This is a genomic window from Streptosporangium brasiliense, assembly GCF_030811595.1.
GTDB classification, from domain to species: domain Bacteria; phylum Actinomycetota; class Actinomycetes; order Streptosporangiales; family Streptosporangiaceae; genus Streptosporangium; species Streptosporangium brasiliense.
Window position 1 is genome coordinate 479,740 of sequence record NZ_JAUSRB010000001.1, and the last position, 17,265, is coordinate 497,004.

17 protein-coding genes and 1 pseudogene are annotated in these 17,265 nt (G+C 73.6%); 8 read left to right on the forward strand and 10 right to left on the reverse strand.

The features are described 5' to 3' along the window. Nucleotides 1-159 precede the first annotated feature (159 nt). Both J2S55_RS02145 and J2S55_RS02150 read left to right on the forward strand, forming a co-directional pair. Nucleotides 160-765, forward strand: a complete 606-nt coding sequence (locus J2S55_RS02145; protein ID WP_306856889.1) for a GNAT family N-acetyltransferase — start codon at nucleotides 160-162, stop codon at nucleotides 763-765. A 43-nt stretch (nucleotides 766-808) separates the two neighbouring features. Further along, the gene (locus J2S55_RS02150) at nucleotides 809-1,483 is read left to right on the forward strand and encodes a copper homeostasis protein CutC (protein ID WP_306856891.1); all 675 of its coding nucleotides are present in this window, start codon (nucleotides 809-811) and stop codon (nucleotides 1,481-1,483) included. Nucleotides 1,484-1,489: 6 nt separating this feature from the next. Here the strand turns inward: J2S55_RS02150 and J2S55_RS02155 are convergent, their stop codons facing one another. The 5 genes from J2S55_RS02155 to J2S55_RS02175 all read right to left on the reverse strand — a co-directional run bounded on the left by J2S55_RS02155 (nucleotide 1,490) and on the right by J2S55_RS02175 (nucleotide 8,332). Next, a complete protein-coding gene (locus J2S55_RS02155; protein ID WP_306856893.1) occupies nucleotides 1,490-2,668 on the reverse strand; it encodes a DUF6986 family protein in 1,179 nt (392 codons plus the stop codon). A gap of 214 nt (nucleotides 2,669-2,882) precedes the next feature. Then, entirely contained in the window at nucleotides 2,883-4,181 is a 1,299-nt protein-coding gene (locus tag J2S55_RS02160) for an FAD-dependent oxidoreductase (RefSeq protein WP_306856894.1), read from the reverse strand. 336 nt (nucleotides 4,182-4,517) lie between these two features. Then, on the reverse strand, nucleotides 4,518-6,119 hold the full coding sequence (locus J2S55_RS02165; protein WP_306856895.1) for an AMP-binding protein: 1,602 nt from the start codon (nucleotides 6,117-6,119) through the stop codon (nucleotides 4,518-4,520). 24 nt (nucleotides 6,120-6,143) lie between these two features. Further along, nucleotides 6,144-7,268: a phenylacetate--CoA ligase family protein gene (locus J2S55_RS02170; RefSeq protein ID WP_306856896.1), complete on the reverse strand. Its 1,125-nt coding sequence runs from the start codon at nucleotides 7,266-7,268 to the stop codon at nucleotides 6,144-6,146. Then, entirely contained in the window at nucleotides 7,265-8,332 is a 1,068-nt protein-coding gene (locus J2S55_RS02175) for an LLM class flavin-dependent oxidoreductase (protein ID WP_306856897.1), read from the reverse strand. Before J2S55_RS02175 ends, J2S55_RS02170 begins: the two co-directional genes overlap by 4 nt. Before the next feature lie 238 nt (nucleotides 8,333-8,570). On the opposite strand from J2S55_RS02175, the gene J2S55_RS02180 reads away from it, so the two are divergent. Continuing rightward, complete coding sequence (locus J2S55_RS02180) at nucleotides 8,571-9,035, forward strand: hypothetical protein (protein WP_306856898.1); 465 nt, start codon at nucleotides 8,571-8,573, stop codon at nucleotides 9,033-9,035. A gap of 59 nt (nucleotides 9,036-9,094) precedes the next feature. On the opposite strand, the gene J2S55_RS02185 is transcribed toward J2S55_RS02180, so the two are convergent. Next, entirely contained in the window at nucleotides 9,095-10,066 is a 972-nt protein-coding gene (locus tag J2S55_RS02185) for an acyl-CoA dehydrogenase family protein (protein WP_306856899.1), read from the reverse strand. A 113-nt stretch (nucleotides 10,067-10,179) separates the two neighbouring features. On the opposite strand from J2S55_RS02185, the gene J2S55_RS02190 reads away from it, so the two are divergent. From J2S55_RS02190 to J2S55_RS02210, 5 genes are all read left to right on the forward strand, one after another. Further along, nucleotides 10,180-10,839 (forward strand): hypothetical protein, encoded by a 660-nt coding sequence (locus tag J2S55_RS02190; protein ID WP_306856900.1) that lies wholly within the window; start codon nucleotides 10,180-10,182, stop codon nucleotides 10,837-10,839. Between the two features lie 67 nt (nucleotides 10,840-10,906). Further along, nucleotides 10,907-12,649, forward strand: coding sequence for a proline--tRNA ligase (locus tag J2S55_RS02195; protein ID WP_306856901.1), 1,743 nt, complete (start codon nucleotides 10,907-10,909; stop codon nucleotides 12,647-12,649). A 93-nt stretch (nucleotides 12,650-12,742) separates the two neighbouring features. After that, entirely contained in the window at nucleotides 12,743-13,516 is a 774-nt protein-coding gene (locus J2S55_RS02200) for a class I SAM-dependent DNA methyltransferase (protein WP_306856902.1), read from the forward strand. Between the two features lie 38 nt (nucleotides 13,517-13,554). Then, a complete protein-coding gene (locus J2S55_RS02205; RefSeq protein WP_306856903.1) occupies nucleotides 13,555-14,571 on the forward strand; it encodes an iron-containing redox enzyme family protein in 1,017 nt (338 codons plus the stop codon). Beyond that, on the forward strand, nucleotides 14,568-15,662 hold the full coding sequence (locus J2S55_RS02210; protein WP_306856904.1) for a glycosyltransferase family 2 protein: 1,095 nt from the start codon (nucleotides 14,568-14,570) through the stop codon (nucleotides 15,660-15,662). The genes J2S55_RS02205 and J2S55_RS02210 overlap by 4 nt, the downstream gene beginning before the upstream one ends. Here the strand turns inward: J2S55_RS02210 and J2S55_RS02215 are convergent. The 4 genes and pseudogenes from J2S55_RS02215 to J2S55_RS02230 form a co-directional block, all read right to left on the reverse strand. Beyond that, nucleotides 15,626-15,748 (reverse strand): annotated as a pseudogene (locus J2S55_RS02215) (hypothetical protein); the annotation flags it as partial. The gene J2S55_RS02210 and the pseudogene J2S55_RS02215 overlap by 37 nt on opposite strands. A gap of 200 nt (nucleotides 15,749-15,948) precedes the next feature. Then, nucleotides 15,949-16,140, reverse strand: a complete 192-nt coding sequence (locus tag J2S55_RS02220; RefSeq protein ID WP_306856905.1) for a DUF4236 domain-containing protein — start codon at nucleotides 16,138-16,140, stop codon at nucleotides 15,949-15,951. 84 nt (nucleotides 16,141-16,224) lie between these two features. After that, nucleotides 16,225-16,674: a ferritin-like domain-containing protein gene (locus tag J2S55_RS02225; protein WP_306856906.1), complete on the reverse strand. Its 450-nt coding sequence runs from the start codon at nucleotides 16,672-16,674 to the stop codon at nucleotides 16,225-16,227. Further along, nucleotides 16,671-17,162: a hypothetical protein gene (locus J2S55_RS02230; RefSeq protein WP_306856907.1), complete on the reverse strand. Its 492-nt coding sequence runs from the start codon at nucleotides 17,160-17,162 to the stop codon at nucleotides 16,671-16,673. The genes J2S55_RS02225 and J2S55_RS02230 overlap by 4 nt, the downstream gene beginning before the upstream one ends. Between the last annotated feature and the right edge of the window lie 103 nt (nucleotides 17,163-17,265).

Below are 17,265 nucleotides of genomic sequence, written 5' to 3' on the forward strand. Positions count from 1 at the left end.
ACCACCGGGTCGCGCCGGCCGGACGGGCAGGCGCGGCCTGTTCCCGCCGCTCCCCTCAGACCCCTAGGCGCCCCGCCTAGCCGGGCATGGATACCGCGCGCCATCATCCGGCCACTTTCCGTGTCCACTCCCGCACCCAGTGCAACGAAGGGATCAACCATGCACTCCGACACCTTCCACCCCACCACCGCACGCCGGCTCGCGCTGCGCAGGGCGACCGGGACCGACCTCCCGGGAGTGCTCGCGCTCCTCGCCGAGACGGCCGGCTGGCTGAACCGCCGCGGCGTGCGCCAGTGGCCCGCCGGAGGCTTCCCGGCCGAGCGCATCGCCCCGCTGATCGAGGAGGGGACCATGTATCTGCTGGACGGCGAGGAGGGGCCCGCCGCCACCCTCGCCCTGGACGGCCACGCCGACCCCGAGTTCTGGGCCGCCGAGGACGGCCCCGAGTCGGCGCTCTACGTCCACAAGCTGTCGGTGGCGCGGGCGCACTCCGGCCGCGGCCTGGGGGAGGCGCTGCTCGACTGGGCGGGCCTGCGGGTGCTGGCGACGGGCAGGCGTTGGCTCCGGCTTGACTGCTCCAAGGACAACGCGCGACTGCAGGACTACTATCGGGGCCAGCGTTTCGCCCACCTCCGCACGGTCGATCTGCCGCACCGCGCCTCGGGGGCGCTGTTCCAGCGCGCCGGAGGTCTGCGCGGCGGTGCCGCCGGTGCCGCGCTGCCCTTCGTCGACCTGCGTGGATCCTCCGTGAGGCAGCATGTCTGAACCAGGGCGATCCTAGGACAAAGTCATCCGATAGCCTCACTCCATGACCGGATCCTTGCTTGAGGTGATCGCGCTCGACGTGCGTGACGCCGTCGCGGCGGAAGAAGGCGGTGCCGACCGCCTGGAGATCGTCGTCGACATGGCGTCGGACGGGCTCACCCCCGCGGTGGAGACGGTCGCGGCGATCTCCAAGGAGTGCGCGCTGCCGCAGATGGTGATGTTGCGCGGCGAGCCCTCGTTCCTGGCCACGCCCGAGTCGCTGGAGGGCCTGCGGCGCGATGCCAGGGCCCTCTCCGAGGCGGGCGCGGCCGGGTTCGTGTTCGGCTTCCTCGACTCCGCGGGGGCGGTCGACCTGGCCGCCACCGAGGCGCTCATCCACGCCGTCGCCCCGCTGCCCTGGACCTTCCACCGGGCGGTCGACCACGCGGCCGACCTCCAGGCGGGCTGGCGGGCCGTCCGGCTGCTGCCCAACCTCGCCACCGTCCTCACCTCGGGCGCGCCCAGCGGCGTGGCCGACGGACTGGCGCTGCTCAAGACCCGGTGCGAGGCCGGCGACGGCCCGCTGATCATGGCGGGTGGCGGGCTCCGGCCGGGTCACGTCCCGGCGCTGCTGGAGTACGGCGTGCGGGCCTTCCACGTCGGCAGCGCCGTGCGGCCGTCGTGGTCCGACCCGGTCGACCCGCACCTGGTCCGCCGGTGGCGCGCTCTGATCGACTGACGGCCGTCAGGCCGTCCCGAGGGCCAGGTCGGCGCGGCGGAGTGCGGCGGCCATCGTCCTGACCGTGGCGGGCTCGTCCATCACGCCGCCGCCCGCCTCGCGCTGCTCCTCCCAGGCGCGCACCCGCCGCGCGTACTCCTCGTAGCGCGACAGATGGAAGTGGTAGACCGCGACGTAGCGGCTGACCAGGTGCGAAGGGTGCATGTCCCAGCCCTGGTAGAAGCCGTGGCTCAGGGAGTGCCTGATCAGCGCCACGTGCCGCCACCACAGGTTCCGCACGACGTATCTGTCGTCGGAGGCGGGCGAGGCGGCCAGCGAGCCGTCCGACAGCTCCACCCCGGTCCCGGCGAAGGCCGTCTGCATGACGTGCCGGGCGTGGTCGCAGGCCGGATGGTCCAGCCGCTGCTCGTGCGGGGGCAGGGAGCAGCTCGCCGTGTAGTCGAAGACGCCGAAGTGTGCCGCGGCCAGCCGGCCCCCGAGCGAGGCGACCAGGCCGGCGTCGAGGAAGCGCACCGTCTGGGTGGCCTCCACCTGCATCTCGAACCGGAGCGTGCCCCCGGCGAGGCCGAGCCCCCGCTCCAGCGCCTCCAGGCAGTCGGCGAACTGGCCGAGGTAGGCCCTCATCAGGACCTTGGGGAAGGTGACCACGAACCCTCCCGGCAGGTGCCCGACCCGGTCGATCACCCCGGTCAGGAACCCGTCCAGCGTGCGCAGGCTCCGGACCGGGTCACCGTCGGCGAACGACTTCACCCGCAGCCCCCAGCGGCGCGGGAGCGTCCCGCCCGCGTGCAGGGCCGCGACGGCCTCCGCCGCCCGCGCGACGTGGCCGTCCTCCTCCCCGGGACGCAGGCCGTACCCGTCCTCGAAGTCCACCCGCAGGTCCTCGATCGGCTCCCGGTCGAGCTTGGCGGCGACCTTCTCGTGCACGGCCTTGGCGGTCTGCTCGTGCATCTCGAAGAGCCTGGCCAGGTCCTTCCTGGACAGGTGCCGCCCGAGCAGGTCCTGCGCCTCCTCACCCCACGCCGCCACGGTCCCCGCGTCGAACCGGTCGGCGGGGACGTAGACGGTGTGCACCGGCTGCCATCCCACCGTCGCCGCCGTCGCCGGATAGGCCGCCGACTGCTCGCGGTGGGTCTGCTCGAAGCCGGGGATCAGGGCCGACGGGTCGGCGAGTGTGACGCGCATGGCGGTACTCCTCGTGGGCGGGCCGGGCTTCGCCCCTCAATGCTCGGCCGTTCTCGGGCGCCCTGTCCATGCCTGCGTGGTGCGGTGGTCGGGTCGCCGTGTCCATGTCTGCGCGGTGCGGTGGCCGGGTCGCCGTGTCCGTGTCTGCGCGGTCCGACGGTCCGGCGGCGGGCCGCCCCGCCGATCTCCGGCACCGGCCCGCCGCACCGCCGGGTCATCGGCCGGAGGCGGTGAGCATGGCGGCGAGACCGAGGAGCTTGACGCGCTCGCCGCGGCCCAGGGTCCTGGCCAGGGCCGCCTCCGCCTCCTCGATGGCCAGCCAGTGCCCGTAGGTGATGGGGGAGACGCCCCGGGAGGCGAGGAGGTCGTCCAGGTCGGCGCGGCGGGCCGGCTCGCGGCCGGCGAGGTCGGCCAGCAGGGTGCGGACCGTCTCCGCGGCGTCGGACTTGTTGGTGCCGATCACGCCGGTGGGGCCGCGCTTGAGCCAGCCGGCCACGTACTCGCGGTCACGGACCCGGCCGGCCTCGTTCGGGACGGTCATGGTGGCCTCGGAGAAGGGGACGCCGGGCAGCGGCACGCTCTGGTAGCCGACCGAGCGCAGGACCATGCCGACCGGGAGGGTCTCGAACTCACCGGTGCCCACGACGCGGCCGTCCACCAGCCGGGTCCGTTCGAGCCTGAGCGCCTCCACCCGGCTCTCGCCGAGGATCTCCACCGGGCGCATCCAGAACCGCACGTCCAGCCTCCGGGGGCGGCCCACCGGGGTGCGGGCGGCCCAGCCCTGCAGCACCTCGACGTTCCCCCGGACCTGGCGCGGCAGGTCCGTGACGTCCGCCACCGCCTCCTCGGGCCGCACGCACACGTCGGCGTTGGTCAGCTCGCCCAGCTCCCGGAGCTCCTTCAGGGTGAACTTGGCGTGCTCGGGCCCCCGGCGGCCGATCATGTGGATGGCCTTGACCTGGCTGCCGGCCAGCCGGGACAGCACCTCGTCGGGCACGTCCGTGGCGCGCAGCTCCTCGGCGGTCTTGGCGAGGACGCGCACCACGTCCACCGCCACGTTGCCCACGCCGATCACCGCGACCTCCGGGCTGTCGAGGACGAAGCGGTCGGCGGGCATGTCGGGGTGGCCGCAGTACCAGTTCACGAAGTCGGTGGCGGCCACGCTGCCGGGCAGGTCCTCACCGGGGATGCCCATCCGCCGGTCCACCATCGCGCCGGTGCAGTAGACCACGGCGTCGTAGCAGTCCAGCAGGTCCGTGACGCCGACGTCCTTGCCCAGCTCGACGCCGCCCAGGAACCGCACGGACGGCAGCTCCAGCACCCGGCGCAGGTACTGTGCGATCGACTTGATCGAGGTGTGGTCGGGGGCCACGCCGTACCGCACCAGGCCGTAGGGCGTGGGCAGCCGTTCGAGCACGTCCACCTCGACGGCCCCGGGGGCCTGCTTCATCAGCGCCTCGGCCGTGTAGATCCCGGCAGGCCCTGATCCGACGATCGCGACTCGCAGTGACACATCGCCTCCTAGGCGCGGGCTGTCGTGAACGCGATTCTGTATCAACGGGGCGCGCCCTGCCAGCCTCGACAGGCAACATGATCCAGATAACCCGTGTGGCCGGTGCGCGCGCCGCCATACCGGCGGATATATCCGACGTCATGCCGTATATATCCGTCATACCCACTCATAGAAGCCGTTCTCGCCGGATCTAACTCGCTGAGGCCGTCGCCGCTTCACTCCGCCCGCCGCGGCTTTCTCGCCGCATCCCACCGGTCGGGGCCGTCGCCGACCCGCTCCGCCGGTCGCCGCCGTGCCCCGCCCGCCGCGCGCCGGGCCGCGGGGACCGCCGGTCCGTCACGCCTGCGCCCGGGGGGCCGCCCGGGCGCGCAGGGCCCGCTTGTCGATCTTCCCGTTGGCGTTGACCGGCAGGGCGTCCACCACGACCACCCGCCTGGGCACCTTGTAGTCGGACATGTTCTCCCTGGCCCACGCGACGATCCCGGCCGGATCGACGGCGACGCCCGGCCGGGGGACCACGAACGCCCACCCGGCCTCGCCCGACCTCCCGTCCGGCACCCCGACCACCGCCGCCTGGGCCAGCGAGCCCTCCCGCAGCAGCAGGCCCTCCACCTCGGCGGGGGAGACGTTGAACCCGCCGACGATGTACAGCTCCTTCTTGCGGTCCACGACCGCGAGGTTGCCGCCGGGATCGAAGGCGCCGACGTCACCGGTGTGGAGCCAGCCGTCCCTGATCACCTCGGCGGTCCTGCCCGGCTCGTTCCAGTAGCCGCGCATCACCCCGTAGCCCCGCACGACGATCTCACCGCGCCCGCCGGGCGGGACCTCGGTGCCGCGCTCGTCCACGATCCTGACCTCCATGCCCGGCACCGGGCGGCCGGTGCTCGACGCGACGACCTCGACGGGGTCCTCCGCCCTGGTCATGGAGACGACCGTGCCCTCCATCAGCCCATAGGCGTTGATCATGCGCTCCAGCCCGAGCCGCTCCAGCAGCCTGCGGATGAGCTCGGCGGGCACCGAGGCCGCGCCGCAGATCGCCACCCGGAGCGAGTGCTCCCCGAGGTCGGGCTCCTCCAGCAGCCGGTGGAACAGCGTCGGCGGCCCGGCCAGGACCGTGATCCTCCTGTCGCGGATCAGGTCCATGAGCAGGTCGGGGCCGAACGCCCGGACCGGAGTCATCACGGCCCGGCGCATCACCGAGGCCAGCAGCCCCGCGTTGAGCCCGAAACCGTGCGCGAACGGCGCGATGACCGGATAGCGGTCGCCGGGGCGGAGGGTGACGATCTCCGCCCAGTCCCAGTAGCCGCGCAGCGTGTGGCCGTGTTCCAGCATGACGCCCTTGGGCGTCCCGGTGCTGCCGGAGGTGGACATGATCTCGCACAGGTCGTCCGGCCGTACGGCCAGCGCCCGCTCCTCCGCCTCGGCCCGGCCGACCCGGGACCCGTCCGAGAGCAGTTGGGAGGGCCGCACCGTCCCGGGGCGTCGCACCCGCTCCGGCACGATCACCTGCCGCAGCTCCGGCAGGCCGGCGTAGGGCCGCCCGGCGTCCGGCCCGCCCGCCGCGCCGGCCAGCAGGTCGGTGAAGACCGTGCCGTCCAGGCCGTCTCCGGTGATCAGCACGCTCGTCCCGGTCCCGCGCAGCGTGCCGGCGGCCTCGATGCCCCTGCAGCGCGCCGAGAGCGGCACGAGCACCGCCCCGGCGTCCCAGACGCCGAACGCGCTCGTGACCCAGCCCGGGTCGTTCGGGCCCCAGATCGCGACCCGGTCCCCGGCCCGCACGCCCAGGGCGATCAGGCCCCGGGCGACGGCGCCGGCCCGGTCGCGCAGATCGGCGAGCGACAGCCGTACCTCGCCGTCGTCCACGACGATGTCGGAGGGGTGGGTGCTGGCCTGGTCGCGGAGCATCCGGGGGATCGTCCCCCAGCCGGGTACTTCCATGCCGGTCGCGCCTTTCGAGGGGGGTCAGCGGGCGATGGCCGTGCGGTCCCTGCCGAGATGGTGGCCGCGCTCGTCGTTCACCACGCCCCGGGGGCCGGCCTCCGAGACCTGCGGGCAGATCTCGACGGCGATCGTGACCGGCGTGAGCGCCTTGAGCGACTGCTGGATGCGCGACCTCCACATGGGGTTACTGACGAGACTCTCTCGGTTGAAGGTCACCGTCAGGGTCGCGGCGTCGAGCGTGCCCTGCCGGGTCACGCCCAGTTCCCAGCCGGAGACGCCGTCGATCCTGCCGAGCGCCCTCTCGATCCGCTCCAGCGACAGCCACACCCCGCGTACCAGCACGTGGTCGCCGACGGTGTGCTCGGGCGCGGGGAAGGCGTCTCCGGCGGTCGGCCGGACGACCTGCCCGGTACGGAGCGTCGTGCCGGCCGACGGGTCGGCGACGACCACCTCGGCCAGGCCGGGGGCGTACGGAGCGGTCAGTAGTTCGTCCCTGTCCAGCGGGGCCAGGCCCGCCGACCCCGGGGCGAACAGGGTGAGCGGGGCCGTCTCCGAGGAGCGCCATCCCAGCGGCACCGCGGTGAACGGCGAGCAGTAGACCTCCGTCACCTCCGCCTCGAACTCCGCCGCCAGGTGCGGCATCGTCCGCCGGGAGGCGATCTCCCCGGTCAGGATGATGTGCCGCAGCCCCAGGTCCAGCGGGTCGAGCAGGAACTCCAGGTGCAGCCTGGCCAGCAGGTCCATGGCCCCGGTCGGCGTGATCACCAGGGTGGTCGCCCTCAGCGACTCCAGCGCGTGGTGCAGCCGGAGCCTGCCGCGCGGGCCGACGGAGGCCGCCGCCTGGGCCGTCTCGGCCGCGGCCATCGCCCACCGCGCGCCCGCGAGCTCGCCGTCCCCCGACAGCGCCACCACGACCCGGTCCGTCGCGCCCACCCCCGCCGCCTCCAGCGCGGCGGTACAGGCGCGGACGGTCTCGGCCGGCCCGCCGGCGGAGACCACGCTGCCGGCGTCCGCGGAGACCAGCAGCAGGCCGGTCGCCGTACGGCCCGCCGCGGCGAGATCACCCCGGGTCTTCCAGGCCGTCGTGTCACCGGCCGTCCTGTCGCCCCGGTCGCGGACCCGGGTCCCTCCCGGGCCGGCCGTCATCTGGCCACCTCGGTCATGAACAGCCGCATCGACTCGCAGACGTGCTCGTGGGCGAGCCCCCCGACCTGGGCCTGGAGGATCAGGTCGGTGGCCCCGGCCTCGGCGATGCGGGCCGCCGCCTTGCGCGAGCCCTCCACGTCGTCCACCACGACCATGTGGTGCTCGCGGAGCGTGGCCATCGCCTCCTCCGACGGCATCCCGGCCGCGAGCTGGCCGAGGACCTTGTGCGTGGCGTGCCGGGCGTCGTAGTAGTCGGGCGGCGTGACCAGGTTGACCTGGCGCCGGATGTACCACAGCACCGGGTCGGCGGCGATCTCGAACGCCCGCGCGCGGGTCTCCGCGACGTACCAGGGGATCATCAGCGCGACCCGGCGGCTGTCGGGGTCGAAGCCGTTGTCGGCCAGGCACTGCCGGTAGCGGGCGATGTCGTCGGCGACGTCGTCGATCCCCTTCAGCATCGTCATGCCGAGCAGGTTGTAGCCGTGCTTGGCGGCGGCCAGATATCCCTCCAGCGAGGTGGAGGCCACCCACACGGGAGGGTGCGGCACCTGGGCGGGGCGCGGGTAGACCGCGACGTCGGGGATCTCGAAGAACTCGCCGGAGCGGCTGACCGGCTCCCCGTCGGCCCTCCAGATGGCGAGGGTCGCCTCCAGGGATTCCTCCCAGATCTGCCGGGACTTCTCGAACGGCTTCCGGAACGCCTGGTACTCCAGCGGGGAGGCGCCCCGGCCCGTGCCGAACTCGACCCGGCCGCCGGAGATGACGTCGAGGGTCGCGACCCGCTCCGCCGTGCGGATGGGGGACTGGAAGGGCAGCAGCACCACGCCCAGGCCCAGATGGATGCGCTCGGTGCGCTGGGAGATGGCGGCCAGCACCAGGTCGGGGGCCGAGGAGTGGGAGAAGCCGCGGGTGAAGTGGTGCTCCACGAACCACGCGGTGTCGAAGCCCAGCCGGTCGCCGAGCACCACCTGCTCGATCACGTTCTGGAACGCCTGTTGCTCGACCTCGCGGGAGCGCCCGCGGACCTCCAGCTCATATCCCAGGCTGATCCGTAGGGACGTCATCCACGCCTCCGTTGTGTCACATCCGGTCCCCGGTCGTGAGCCCTTCATTTAACCAAGCGCTCGCTTGGCGAGATTACCAGCCTGGTGGGACGGCAACAAGCCGACCCCGCCCACCCGGCGGCCGGACCGGGGCTTGCGGGGACGGGCCCCGCCGATCACAGTTGGCTCTGTGAGCTCAGGGGCGGACAGACGGCGCGGAGCCGGCGCGCGGCGTCGGCGGGACGGCACGCCCCCGGAGGTGAGGACGCCGGGCCCGGCGGGGCGCCTCCGCGCCTCCTCCGGCGAGGCGCCGCCCGAGGACGGGCGCCGGTTCGAGGCCCTGGGGCGGGTGATGGCCGCGCTGGCGGGCGAGGCCGGGCTCATGGAGTCCTGCCGGGACCTGGCCTGGTGGCGGGGGAGCGACCAGAGCTGGCACGTCGAGTGGCGCGACGGCCCCCACGCCGCCGAGGTCGCCGCCGCGCTGGCCGAGCGCGTCCGGGACCCTGGCGTCCCCGGCGCCCTGGCCGTCCCGGCGGGTCCGGCCACCTCCGCCACCGCCGCCCTCGACGTCATGGGCGTCCTGTTCGTCCTGCGCGCGGCGGACCCCGTGGGGCGCGAGCGGCTGCGCGTCCGTCCCGGCCTCTGGCGCATGTCCGAAGCCCTCGACACCACCCGCAGGACCACCTCCCGGCCGCCCTGGGAAGTGGTGCTCCTCGGCGGCTGACCCCGCCGGGGTCCGTGGCGTCCTCGCGCGCCGCGCGCGTGCCCCGGCCGTCCGGCGGGTCAGAGGCCGGCGGCCGCGGCCAGCCGGCCGCGGTGCGCCTGCGGGGGGCCGAAGAGCTGGGCGTCGGCGGTGGCGCGCTTGAAGTGGCGGTGGGCGGAGTGCTCCCAGGTGACACCGGTGCCGCCGTGGATCTGGATGTTCTCGCCCGCGGCGGTCAGATACGCCTCCGTGCAGTAGGAGCCGGCGATGGCCGCCTGGACGGGGAGGTCGTCCCCGGAGGCCCGGGCGGCCGCCTGCGCGGCGGAGCGGGCGGACTCGACGAGCAGGAGCAGGTCGGCGAGTTTGTGCTTGACGGCCTGGAAGGAGCCGATGGGGCGGCCGAACTGGTGGCGCTGCCTCGCGTGGGCCAGGGCCGTCTCCAGGCAGCGGGCGGCGCCGCCCACCTGCTCGGCGGCGAGGCCGGTGATCCCCAGGTCCCGGACCCGGCCGCAGGCCGCGCCGTCGCCCACCCGCACGGCCGGGACGGCGTCGAAGACGAGCGTGGTGAGCGGACGGGTCTGGTCCAGGGTGGTGTGCGGCGTCCGGGAGGAGGGGACGGCCTCGATCAGCTCGCCGTCGACATAGGCGAGCACCACCTCGGCGTCCAGCGCGTAACGGGCGGTCCCGGTGAGCTTTCCGTCACTGAAGGTTAGATCCGCGTCATCGGGGAACAGCACAGTTGCGGTGATTGAGCCATCCGCCATGCCCGGCAGCAGCCGGGCCATGGCGCAGCGGTCCCCGGCGGTCCTGATCGCCTCGGCGGCCAGCACCGCGGTTGACAGATAGGGGTAGGGCGCCAGGACGCGGCCCAGTTCCTCGCAGACGACGGCGACCTCCGCCATCCCGCACCCCGCCCCGCCATATTCCTCGGGGACGGCCAGGCCCGCCACGCCGAGTTCGGCGGCGAACCGGCTCCAGGGGGCTCCGGGCCGTTCGACGAGGAAGGACCGGACGGCCTCGCGGAGTTCGGACTGCTCTTGGGTCAGGCTCATCCGGCCAGCATAAACAAGCGGTTGCTTGTTATGGAATATTTGCCGCATTTTGTGCATTCTTGCAGGTCAGATATGCTTCACATGGCCACAAGGTAATGCGGATCGGGGGATCAGTGGCTTCGCTTGACCGGAACTACACGTTTGACCAGAACTACACGGCCGCCTTCCTCGCCGATGATCGCCAGGAGCGGGCGATCGTGCTCCACATGGTCCTCTCGTTCGTCGGGGGAATGGTGCTGGGCGCCTTCGGCGCGGTGCTCTCCTCCAAGTCGGACCTGCTGTACGCGATCTACGAGCCCTATGCCTACGTGCTGTTCGTCGTCGTCGTGGGACGCACCGCCGCCAGCCTCGGCTGGGCGGCGCTGACCAGCGCGCTGGCCACCTTCGGCCCGATAATCTCGCTGCTGGCCGCCTCGATCTTCAGAACGGGCGGTGAGTCCCTCAGTCTCGGCAGCCACGGCGCCACGCTGAACATCACGCTCCTGACCCTCGCCTCCTTCGGCATGCTGTCCTACTTCACCAGGCGCAAGGACCTGTGGGGAGACCTCGCGAGCGGGGTGCTGGGCGGGGTCTTCGCGCTCGACGCCATGGACAAGGCGCTGCCCACCGGACCGGAACACGTCGCCGGATTCTGGCCGTGGAGCGTCCTGATGGTGATCGCGCTCGTGACGGGGCTGCTGTTCTGGCTGCGGCGGGGCGCGGGGTGGCTCCGCTCGGCGTTGGTGGTGCTGATCATCGCTTCCACCTACTTCGTGTTCGTGGTCGGCCTTTAAAGACAGGCGACCGGCTTGCGCGAGTCGATAGCCTGTAGCCATCGATCCCTGCTAGCTAGGAGTAGCCGTGCTGCTGCGAATGTCGTCGTTGTTTCTTCGAACGCTGAGGGACGACCCGGCAGACGCGGAAGTCCCGAGCCACAAGCTGCTCGTCCGCGCCGGTTATGTCCGTCGTGTCGCACCCGGCATCTACTCCTGGCTGCCGCTCGGCAAGATGGTCCTGGAGAACGTCACGCGCATCGTGCGCGAGGAGATGGACCGCATGGGCGGCCAGGAGGTGCTCTTCCCCGCCCTCCTGCCCCGCGACTACTACGAGGCGACCGGCCGCTGGACGGAATACGGCGACACGCTCTTCCGCCTCAAGGACCGCAAGGGCGCCGACTACCTGCTCGGCCCCACCCACGAGGAGATGTTCACCGACATGGTCAAGGGGGAATACTCCTCCTACAAGGACTACCCGGTGACGCTCTACCAGATCCAGACGAAATACCGCGACGAGGCCCGCCCCCGGGCCGGCATCCTGCGCGGCCGCGAGTTCGTCATGAAGGACTCCTACTCCTTCGACCTGGACGACGACGGTCTCAAGCGCTCCTACGAGCAGCACCGCGAGACCTACATCAGGACCTTCGACCGCCTGGGCATCAACTACAAGATCTGCTTCGCCACCTCCGGCGCGATGGGCGGCTCCGCCTCCGAGGAGTTCCTCGCGCCCGCCCCGACGGGCGAGGACACCTTCGTCGCCTGCCACCGGTGCGGCTACGCCGCCAACGCCGAGGCGGTCACCACCCCCGCCCCCGCGGCGATCACCGGGGAGCGGCCGGCCCTGCGGGTCCTCGACACCCCCGACACCCCGACCATCGAGTCGCTGGTCAACCACGTCAACGAGCACCACGGCCTGGGCATCACCGCCGCCGAGACGCTCAAGAACGTCGTGGTCAAGGTCGCGACCCCCGGTTCCGGCAAGACCGAGACGCTGGTCATCGGCGTGCCGGGCGACCGCGAGGTCGACTTCAAGCGGCTGGAGGCCTCGCTGGCCCCCGGTGAGCCCGCCATCTTCGAGGCCGAGGACTTCGCCAAGCACCCCGGGCTGGTCCGCGGCTACATCGGCCCGCAGGTGCTCAAGGACCTCGGCATCCGCTACCTCGTCGACCCCCGCGTGGTCGACGGCAGCGCCTGGGTGACGGGTGCCAACGAGCCCGGCAGGCACGCCGCCGGCGTGGTCGCCGGCCGTGACTTCGTCGCCGACGGCACGATCGAGGCGGCCGAGGTCCGCGCCGGCGACGCCTGCCCGGTCTGCGGTTCCGGCCTCTCCATCGACCGGGGCATCGAGATCGGCCACATCTTCCAGCTCGGCCGCAAATACGCCGACGCCGCGAAGCTGGACGCCCTGGGCCCCGACGGCAAGCCGATCCGCGTCACCATGGGTTCCTACGGCGTCGGCGTCTCCCGCGCCGTGGCCGTGCTGGCCGAGCAGAGGCACGACGAGCTCGGCCTGGTCTGGCCCCGTGAGGTCGCCCCGGTGGACGTCCACGTCGTGGGCACCGGCAAGGACAACCAGATCGAGGTCGCCTCCCAGCTCGCCGAGGAGCTCCAGGCCCGTGGCCTGCGCGTGCTGGTGGACGACCGCCCCGGGGTCTCCCCGGGCGTGAAGTTCAAGGACGCCGAGCTGCTCGGCATGCCCACGATCCTGGTCGTCGGCCGGGGCCTCGCCCAGGGCGTCGTCGAGCTGCGCGACCGCGCCACCGGCGTCAAGGAGGAGATCCCCGTCGCCGAGGCCGCCGAGCGGGTCCTGGCCGCCTGCCGCGGCTGACCCGCCGCCTGACGCCGCGGCCCCGGACCGCGGACGTTTCCCCCGTCGGCCAGGTGGGCAGTCCAGTCACTGAGACCGACGGTAATCCCTCGCATGCGGACGGTGAGCATGCGGGGGATCGGGGGACGGGGGCCCATGGCGCAGGAGTTCGACGCGTCCGCGTACGGGCGCGCCATCGCGGACGTCTATGACATGACCATGGCGGACGCCCCCACGGAGCCCGCCGTGGAGCGGCTCCAGGAGCTCGCCGCGGGCGGCCCCGTTCTGGAGTTCGGCATCGGCACCGGCCGGTTGGCGCTGCCCCTGGCGGCGCGGGGGCTGATCGTCGCGGGGGTCGACGGCTCCCCGGAGATGGTGGAGGTGCTGCGCGCCAAACCCGGAGGCGACCGCATCCCGGTGACGGTGGGCGACTTCGCCGGCACCCGGGTCGAGGGCGAGTTCAGCCTGGTCGTGCTGGCCGTCAACACGATCTTCGCGCTGCCCTCGCAGGAGGCCCAGATCTCCTGCTTCCGCAACGCGGCGGCCCACCTGAGGCCCGGCGGCCGCTTCGTGGTCGAGGCGTGGACGCCCGATCTGGCGGCGTTCCGGGACGGCACGGCGCTGCGCCTGCTGTCGCTGGGCGAGGACAGGGTCTTCGTGGAGGCGGCGCGGCTGTCCCCGGCCGATCAGATGATGTACACGACCAAGATCGACCTGACCTCCGGCGGCCTGCGGCTCCTGCCCGCCAACCACCGTTACGCCTGGCCCGCCGAGCTCGACCTGATGGCGCGCCTGGCGGGCATGGAGCGCGAGCACCGATGGGCCGACTGGCGGGGCGCCCCCTTCACCGACGACAGCCGGGCGCACGTGTCGGTCTACCGCCGCTGACCCGCCCGCCGAGCCCCGACCCCGTCCGGAAGGCCGCGATGCAGCTACCTGCGCCCCGAGGGCCCGTCACCGCCCTGCTCTTCGACGGGCTGGCGGGCCCGCCCCGCGAGCTCGGCCCGCTGCCCGCGCCCGCCGGCGGACCGGCGGTCGAGGACGAAGACCTCCAGCTCGCGCTCTTCGCCTGCTACGAGCTGCACTACCAGGGCTTCGACGGGGTGGACGACAGGTGGGAGTGGGACCCGTCGCTGCTGGCCGCCAGGCAGGTGCTGGAACGGCGGTTCGAGGGCGGCCTGGCAGAGGCCGTGCCGCGCCCGCTCCCCGCGCCGCCCACGCCGCCCGCGCGCATGCGCCGGGCCCTGGCGGAGCTGGTGGTCGCCGCCGGCGAGGGCCCGTCCCTGGCGTCGTTCCTGGAGAAGAAGGCGGACCTCGGGCAGTTCCGCGAGTTCGTCGCGCACCGTTCGATCTACCACCTGAAAGAGGCCGACCCGCACACATGGGCGATCCCCCGGCTGCGCGGCCGCGCCAAGGCGGCCCTCGTGGAGATCCAGGCCGACGAGTACGGCGGGGGCCGGCTCGAACGCATGCACTCGGAGCTGTTCCGGGCCACGATGCGCGGGCTGGGTCTCGACGACTCCTACGGGGCCTACCTCGACCGGGTCCCGGCGACCACCCTGGCGGTCGGCAACGCCATGTCGCTGTTCGGCCTCCACCGGCGGCACCGGGGCGCTCTGCTGGGGCACCTCGCGGCCTTCGAGATGACCTCCTCCCTGCCCAACCGCAAATACGGACGGGGCCTGAGGCGGCTGGGCGGCGACGCCACGGCCTGCCGCTTCTACGACGAGCACGTGCAGGCCGACGCCGTCCACGAGCAGATCGCCGCGCACGACATGTGCGGCGGGTTCGCCGCCGCGCACCCCGCCCTGGCCGGTGACGTCCTGTACGGGGCCGCCTGCGCCCTCACGCTCGACCGTCTATTCGCCGAGCGGGTCCTGGACCGCTGGGAGCGCGGGGCCACGTCGCTGCGCGAGGCGGGGCAGGCGGTGGGCGGCCGGTGACGGATCTCGACTACGTGCTGCCGCTGCGCTGGGACGACGACTCGGGCCTGGCGGAGCTGACGGCCTATCTGCGCCGGCTCGGGCGGAGCGCGCGGGTCATCGTCGTCGACGGCTCCCCGCAGGCGGTCTTCGACCGGCACGCCGCCCTCTGGGACGGGCTCGTCCTGCACGTGCGGCCCGACGGCGACCTCGGGTCCGCCAACGGCAAGGTCGCCGGGGTGATCACCGGGATGCGCCGGGCCCGGGCGGAGCACGTGATCATCGCCGACGACGACGTCCGCTACGGCGAGGCCGAGCTGGCCGGGGTCGACGCCCTGCTGCGGACGGCCGACCTGGTGCGGCCACAGAACTACTTCGACCCCCTGCCCTGGCACGCCCGCTGGGACACCGCCAGGGCGCTGCTCAACCGCTGCTTCGGCGCGGACTACCCGGGCACGTTCGGCGTGCGACGCTCGACCTTCCTGAGGATGGGGGGCTACGACGGCGACGTGCTGTTCGAGAACCTGGAGCTCATCCGCACCGTCCGCGCCCACGGTGGGCGCGAACGCCGCCCGCTCGACCTCTACGTCCGCCGCCTGCCGCCCGATCCGGCGAGGTTCTGGGCCCAGCGCGTACGCCAGGCCTACGACGATCTGGCGCAGCCCGCCCGGATGGCGCTCTTCCTCGCCGTCCTGCCCGCGCTGGCCGCCGGAGTGCTGCTACGGCGGCGCGGGACGGTCCTGGCCGGTGCCGGGCTGGTGGTGGGGCTGGCCGAGATCGGCCGCCGCCGGGCCGGCGGGCGGCGGGTCTTCCCCTTCGGCGCCGCGCTGTTCGCCCCGGTGTGGGTGCTGGAGCGGGCCGTCTGCAGCTGGCTGGCGCTGGGGGCCCGGTTCCTCCGGGGAGGGGTCGCCTACTCGGGGCGCCGGATGCGGACGGCCGCGCATTCGAGCCGTCGGCTCAGGGCGCACCGTCAGGCCGGCGGGTCGGGCTCGCTCGGGGCCCGGAACCCGGCGGGCCGGTGCGAGCCGTCGCAGAAGGGCTTGGCGGACGAGCGCCCGCAGCGGCACAGCGCCACCGTGGCCCTGCCGGGGGCGATGGGGGCCCCGTCCTGAGTCGTCAGCGTGAACGGCCCCCGCAGCAGCAACGGCCCGTCTTCGCAAGGGGTCACTGTGACCGAATTGTCCGTTTCGCGTTGCATGTGAGGTTTGTGCCCGATGGGTCCGGTGAGAAAACCAGCCGTCCGCGGCCCGCATGATCGGCCCCCGCGGGCCGTGCAGCCGGGGCATCGGCCCCCGCGGGCCGTGCGGTCGGGGCGCGCCCGGCCCGCGGACCGGCACGTGGAGCCCGCGGCGCCGCGCCCGGGAGCCCCGCCGGGCGGGTCCTCCCGCGCGGCGCCGGTTACCGGGAGTTGCCGCCGAGGGTCTTGCGCCAGTGGAAGCCCCCGGGCAGGTTCACGCTCAGGGTGCGGCGGCCGTCGGCCGTCTTGGTGACCCGGAACGCGCGGTTGCCCCAGCTGTGGCCGACCCCGCTCCGCGACAGGTTGAGACGGAACGGACCGAACTTCAGCGACTTCCTGTATCCCCAGCCCATTGCTTCCTCCCTTGAGGTGTCGGCAGGGAGGTTCAGCTACCCGCCTGCGCCGTTCCAAACGCGGGCGGGCGGCGGCTCACGCGGTCACGGTGGCGGGGTCGTCGCGGTGGGGGTGGGCGCGGGACGCGCGGGCATCCCGGGGAAGGCCTCGATGTCCGGGCGCAGGCCGTAGGAGCGGACGGCGCACTCCTGCATGGCCAGCGCGGCCATCTTCCGCAGGGCCGGGTCGTCGGAGGCGGCCAGCTCCAGATAGGCGCCCGTCACCCCCCGCTCGACCGTCACGGCCAGCTCCACGGCCTGGGCCGCGCCGGACGGGGTGAGCGGCAGCCGGTAGCTCGGGGCCGGCTCGGCGGGGGCGCCGCCGCGGGCGACGATCAGGGCGCGGAGCCGGTCACGGCGGGCGCGGTGGGCGTCGAAGGCGTCGGTCGCGACGGTGCGCAGAGCGCCCGTGGACCTGGCGGCGATGACCCCGTAGGCGTAGACGGCCGCGTGCTCGGCCGCCAGGGCCGTGTCGAGCCCCCGTCCGGCCCTCACAGCGGCCTCGACAGGGCCAGGGCGTGGGCGGCCTCGCAGGCGCCGATGGAGGCGATCAGCTGGGCCAGGGAGGGGGAGGCCCCGTCGAGCTGGCGGGGGCGGAGCGCGGCGGCCTTCCGCTCCAGTGCCTGCAGGCTCCGCAGGGACGCCTTCCGGGCCGGCGCGGGGGTGCCGGAGGGCGCGGGGGACGGGGCGCCCCCGGCCGGCGCCGGGGTGGCCGCGGCCTCGGGCGGCAGCCGCCTGTGGAGCTCGGCGAGGTGGGCCTCGTGCCGCTCCCTGAAGGGGGCGAGCTTGGCGGAGGCGGCCGACGCGTAGTGCGCGATGGTCTGCTCCTTGCCCGCGATCAGCTGCTTGAGCAGCACGGTCTCCGGGTCGGGAGGCTCGGCCCGCGGGGGCTCCGGCTCCTCGGCGGCGCACCCCGTGACCGCCGCGGCGGCCACCCCGAGAGCGCCGCCCCGCAACAGGGCGCGCCGGGACAGGGAACGCACGGACGACCTCCGGTTATGGGTGGGCTGCTGACGCTCTAGCATCGTACGGGCTTGGAATCACATTCACCGCGCTTCTCGGACGGGCTCGCCGTACCGAGTGGCG

What these genes read in the sequence shown, in the direction of transcription:
- J2S55_RS02220 (WP_306856905.1), bottom strand. Translation starts at nt 16,140, where the DNA reads ATGGGCTGGGGATACAGGAAGTCGCTGAAGTTCGGTCCGTTCCGTCTC.
- J2S55_RS02150 (WP_306856891.1), top strand. Translation starts at nt 809, where the DNA reads ATGACCGGATCCTTGCTTGAGGTGATCGCGCTCGACGTGCGTGACGCC.
- J2S55_RS02165 (WP_306856895.1), bottom strand. Translation starts at nt 6,119, where the DNA reads ATGGAAGTACCCGGCTGGGGGACGATCCCCCGGATGCTCCGCGACCAG.
- J2S55_RS02175 (WP_306856897.1), bottom strand. Translation starts at nt 8,332, where the DNA reads ATGACGTCCCTACGGATCAGCCTGGGATATGAGCTGGAGGTCCGCGGG.
- J2S55_RS02205 (WP_306856903.1), top strand. Translation starts at nt 13,555, where the DNA reads ATGCAGCTACCTGCGCCCCGAGGGCCCGTCACCGCCCTGCTCTTCGAC.
- J2S55_RS02145 (WP_306856889.1), top strand. Translation starts at nt 160, where the DNA reads ATGCACTCCGACACCTTCCACCCCACCACCGCACGCCGGCTCGCGCTG.
- J2S55_RS02170 (WP_306856896.1), bottom strand. Translation starts at nt 7,268, where the DNA reads ATGACGGCCGGCCCGGGAGGGACCCGGGTCCGCGACCGGGGCGACAGG.
- J2S55_RS02185 (WP_306856899.1), bottom strand. Translation starts at nt 10,066, where the DNA reads ATGAGCCTGACCCAAGAGCAGTCCGAACTCCGCGAGGCCGTCCGGTCC.
- J2S55_RS02155 (WP_306856893.1), bottom strand. Translation starts at nt 2,668, where the DNA reads ATGCGCGTCACACTCGCCGACCCGTCGGCCCTGATCCCCGGCTTCGAG.
- J2S55_RS02200 (WP_306856902.1), top strand. Translation starts at nt 12,743, where the DNA reads ATGCGGACGGTGAGCATGCGGGGGATCGGGGGACGGGGGCCCATGGCG.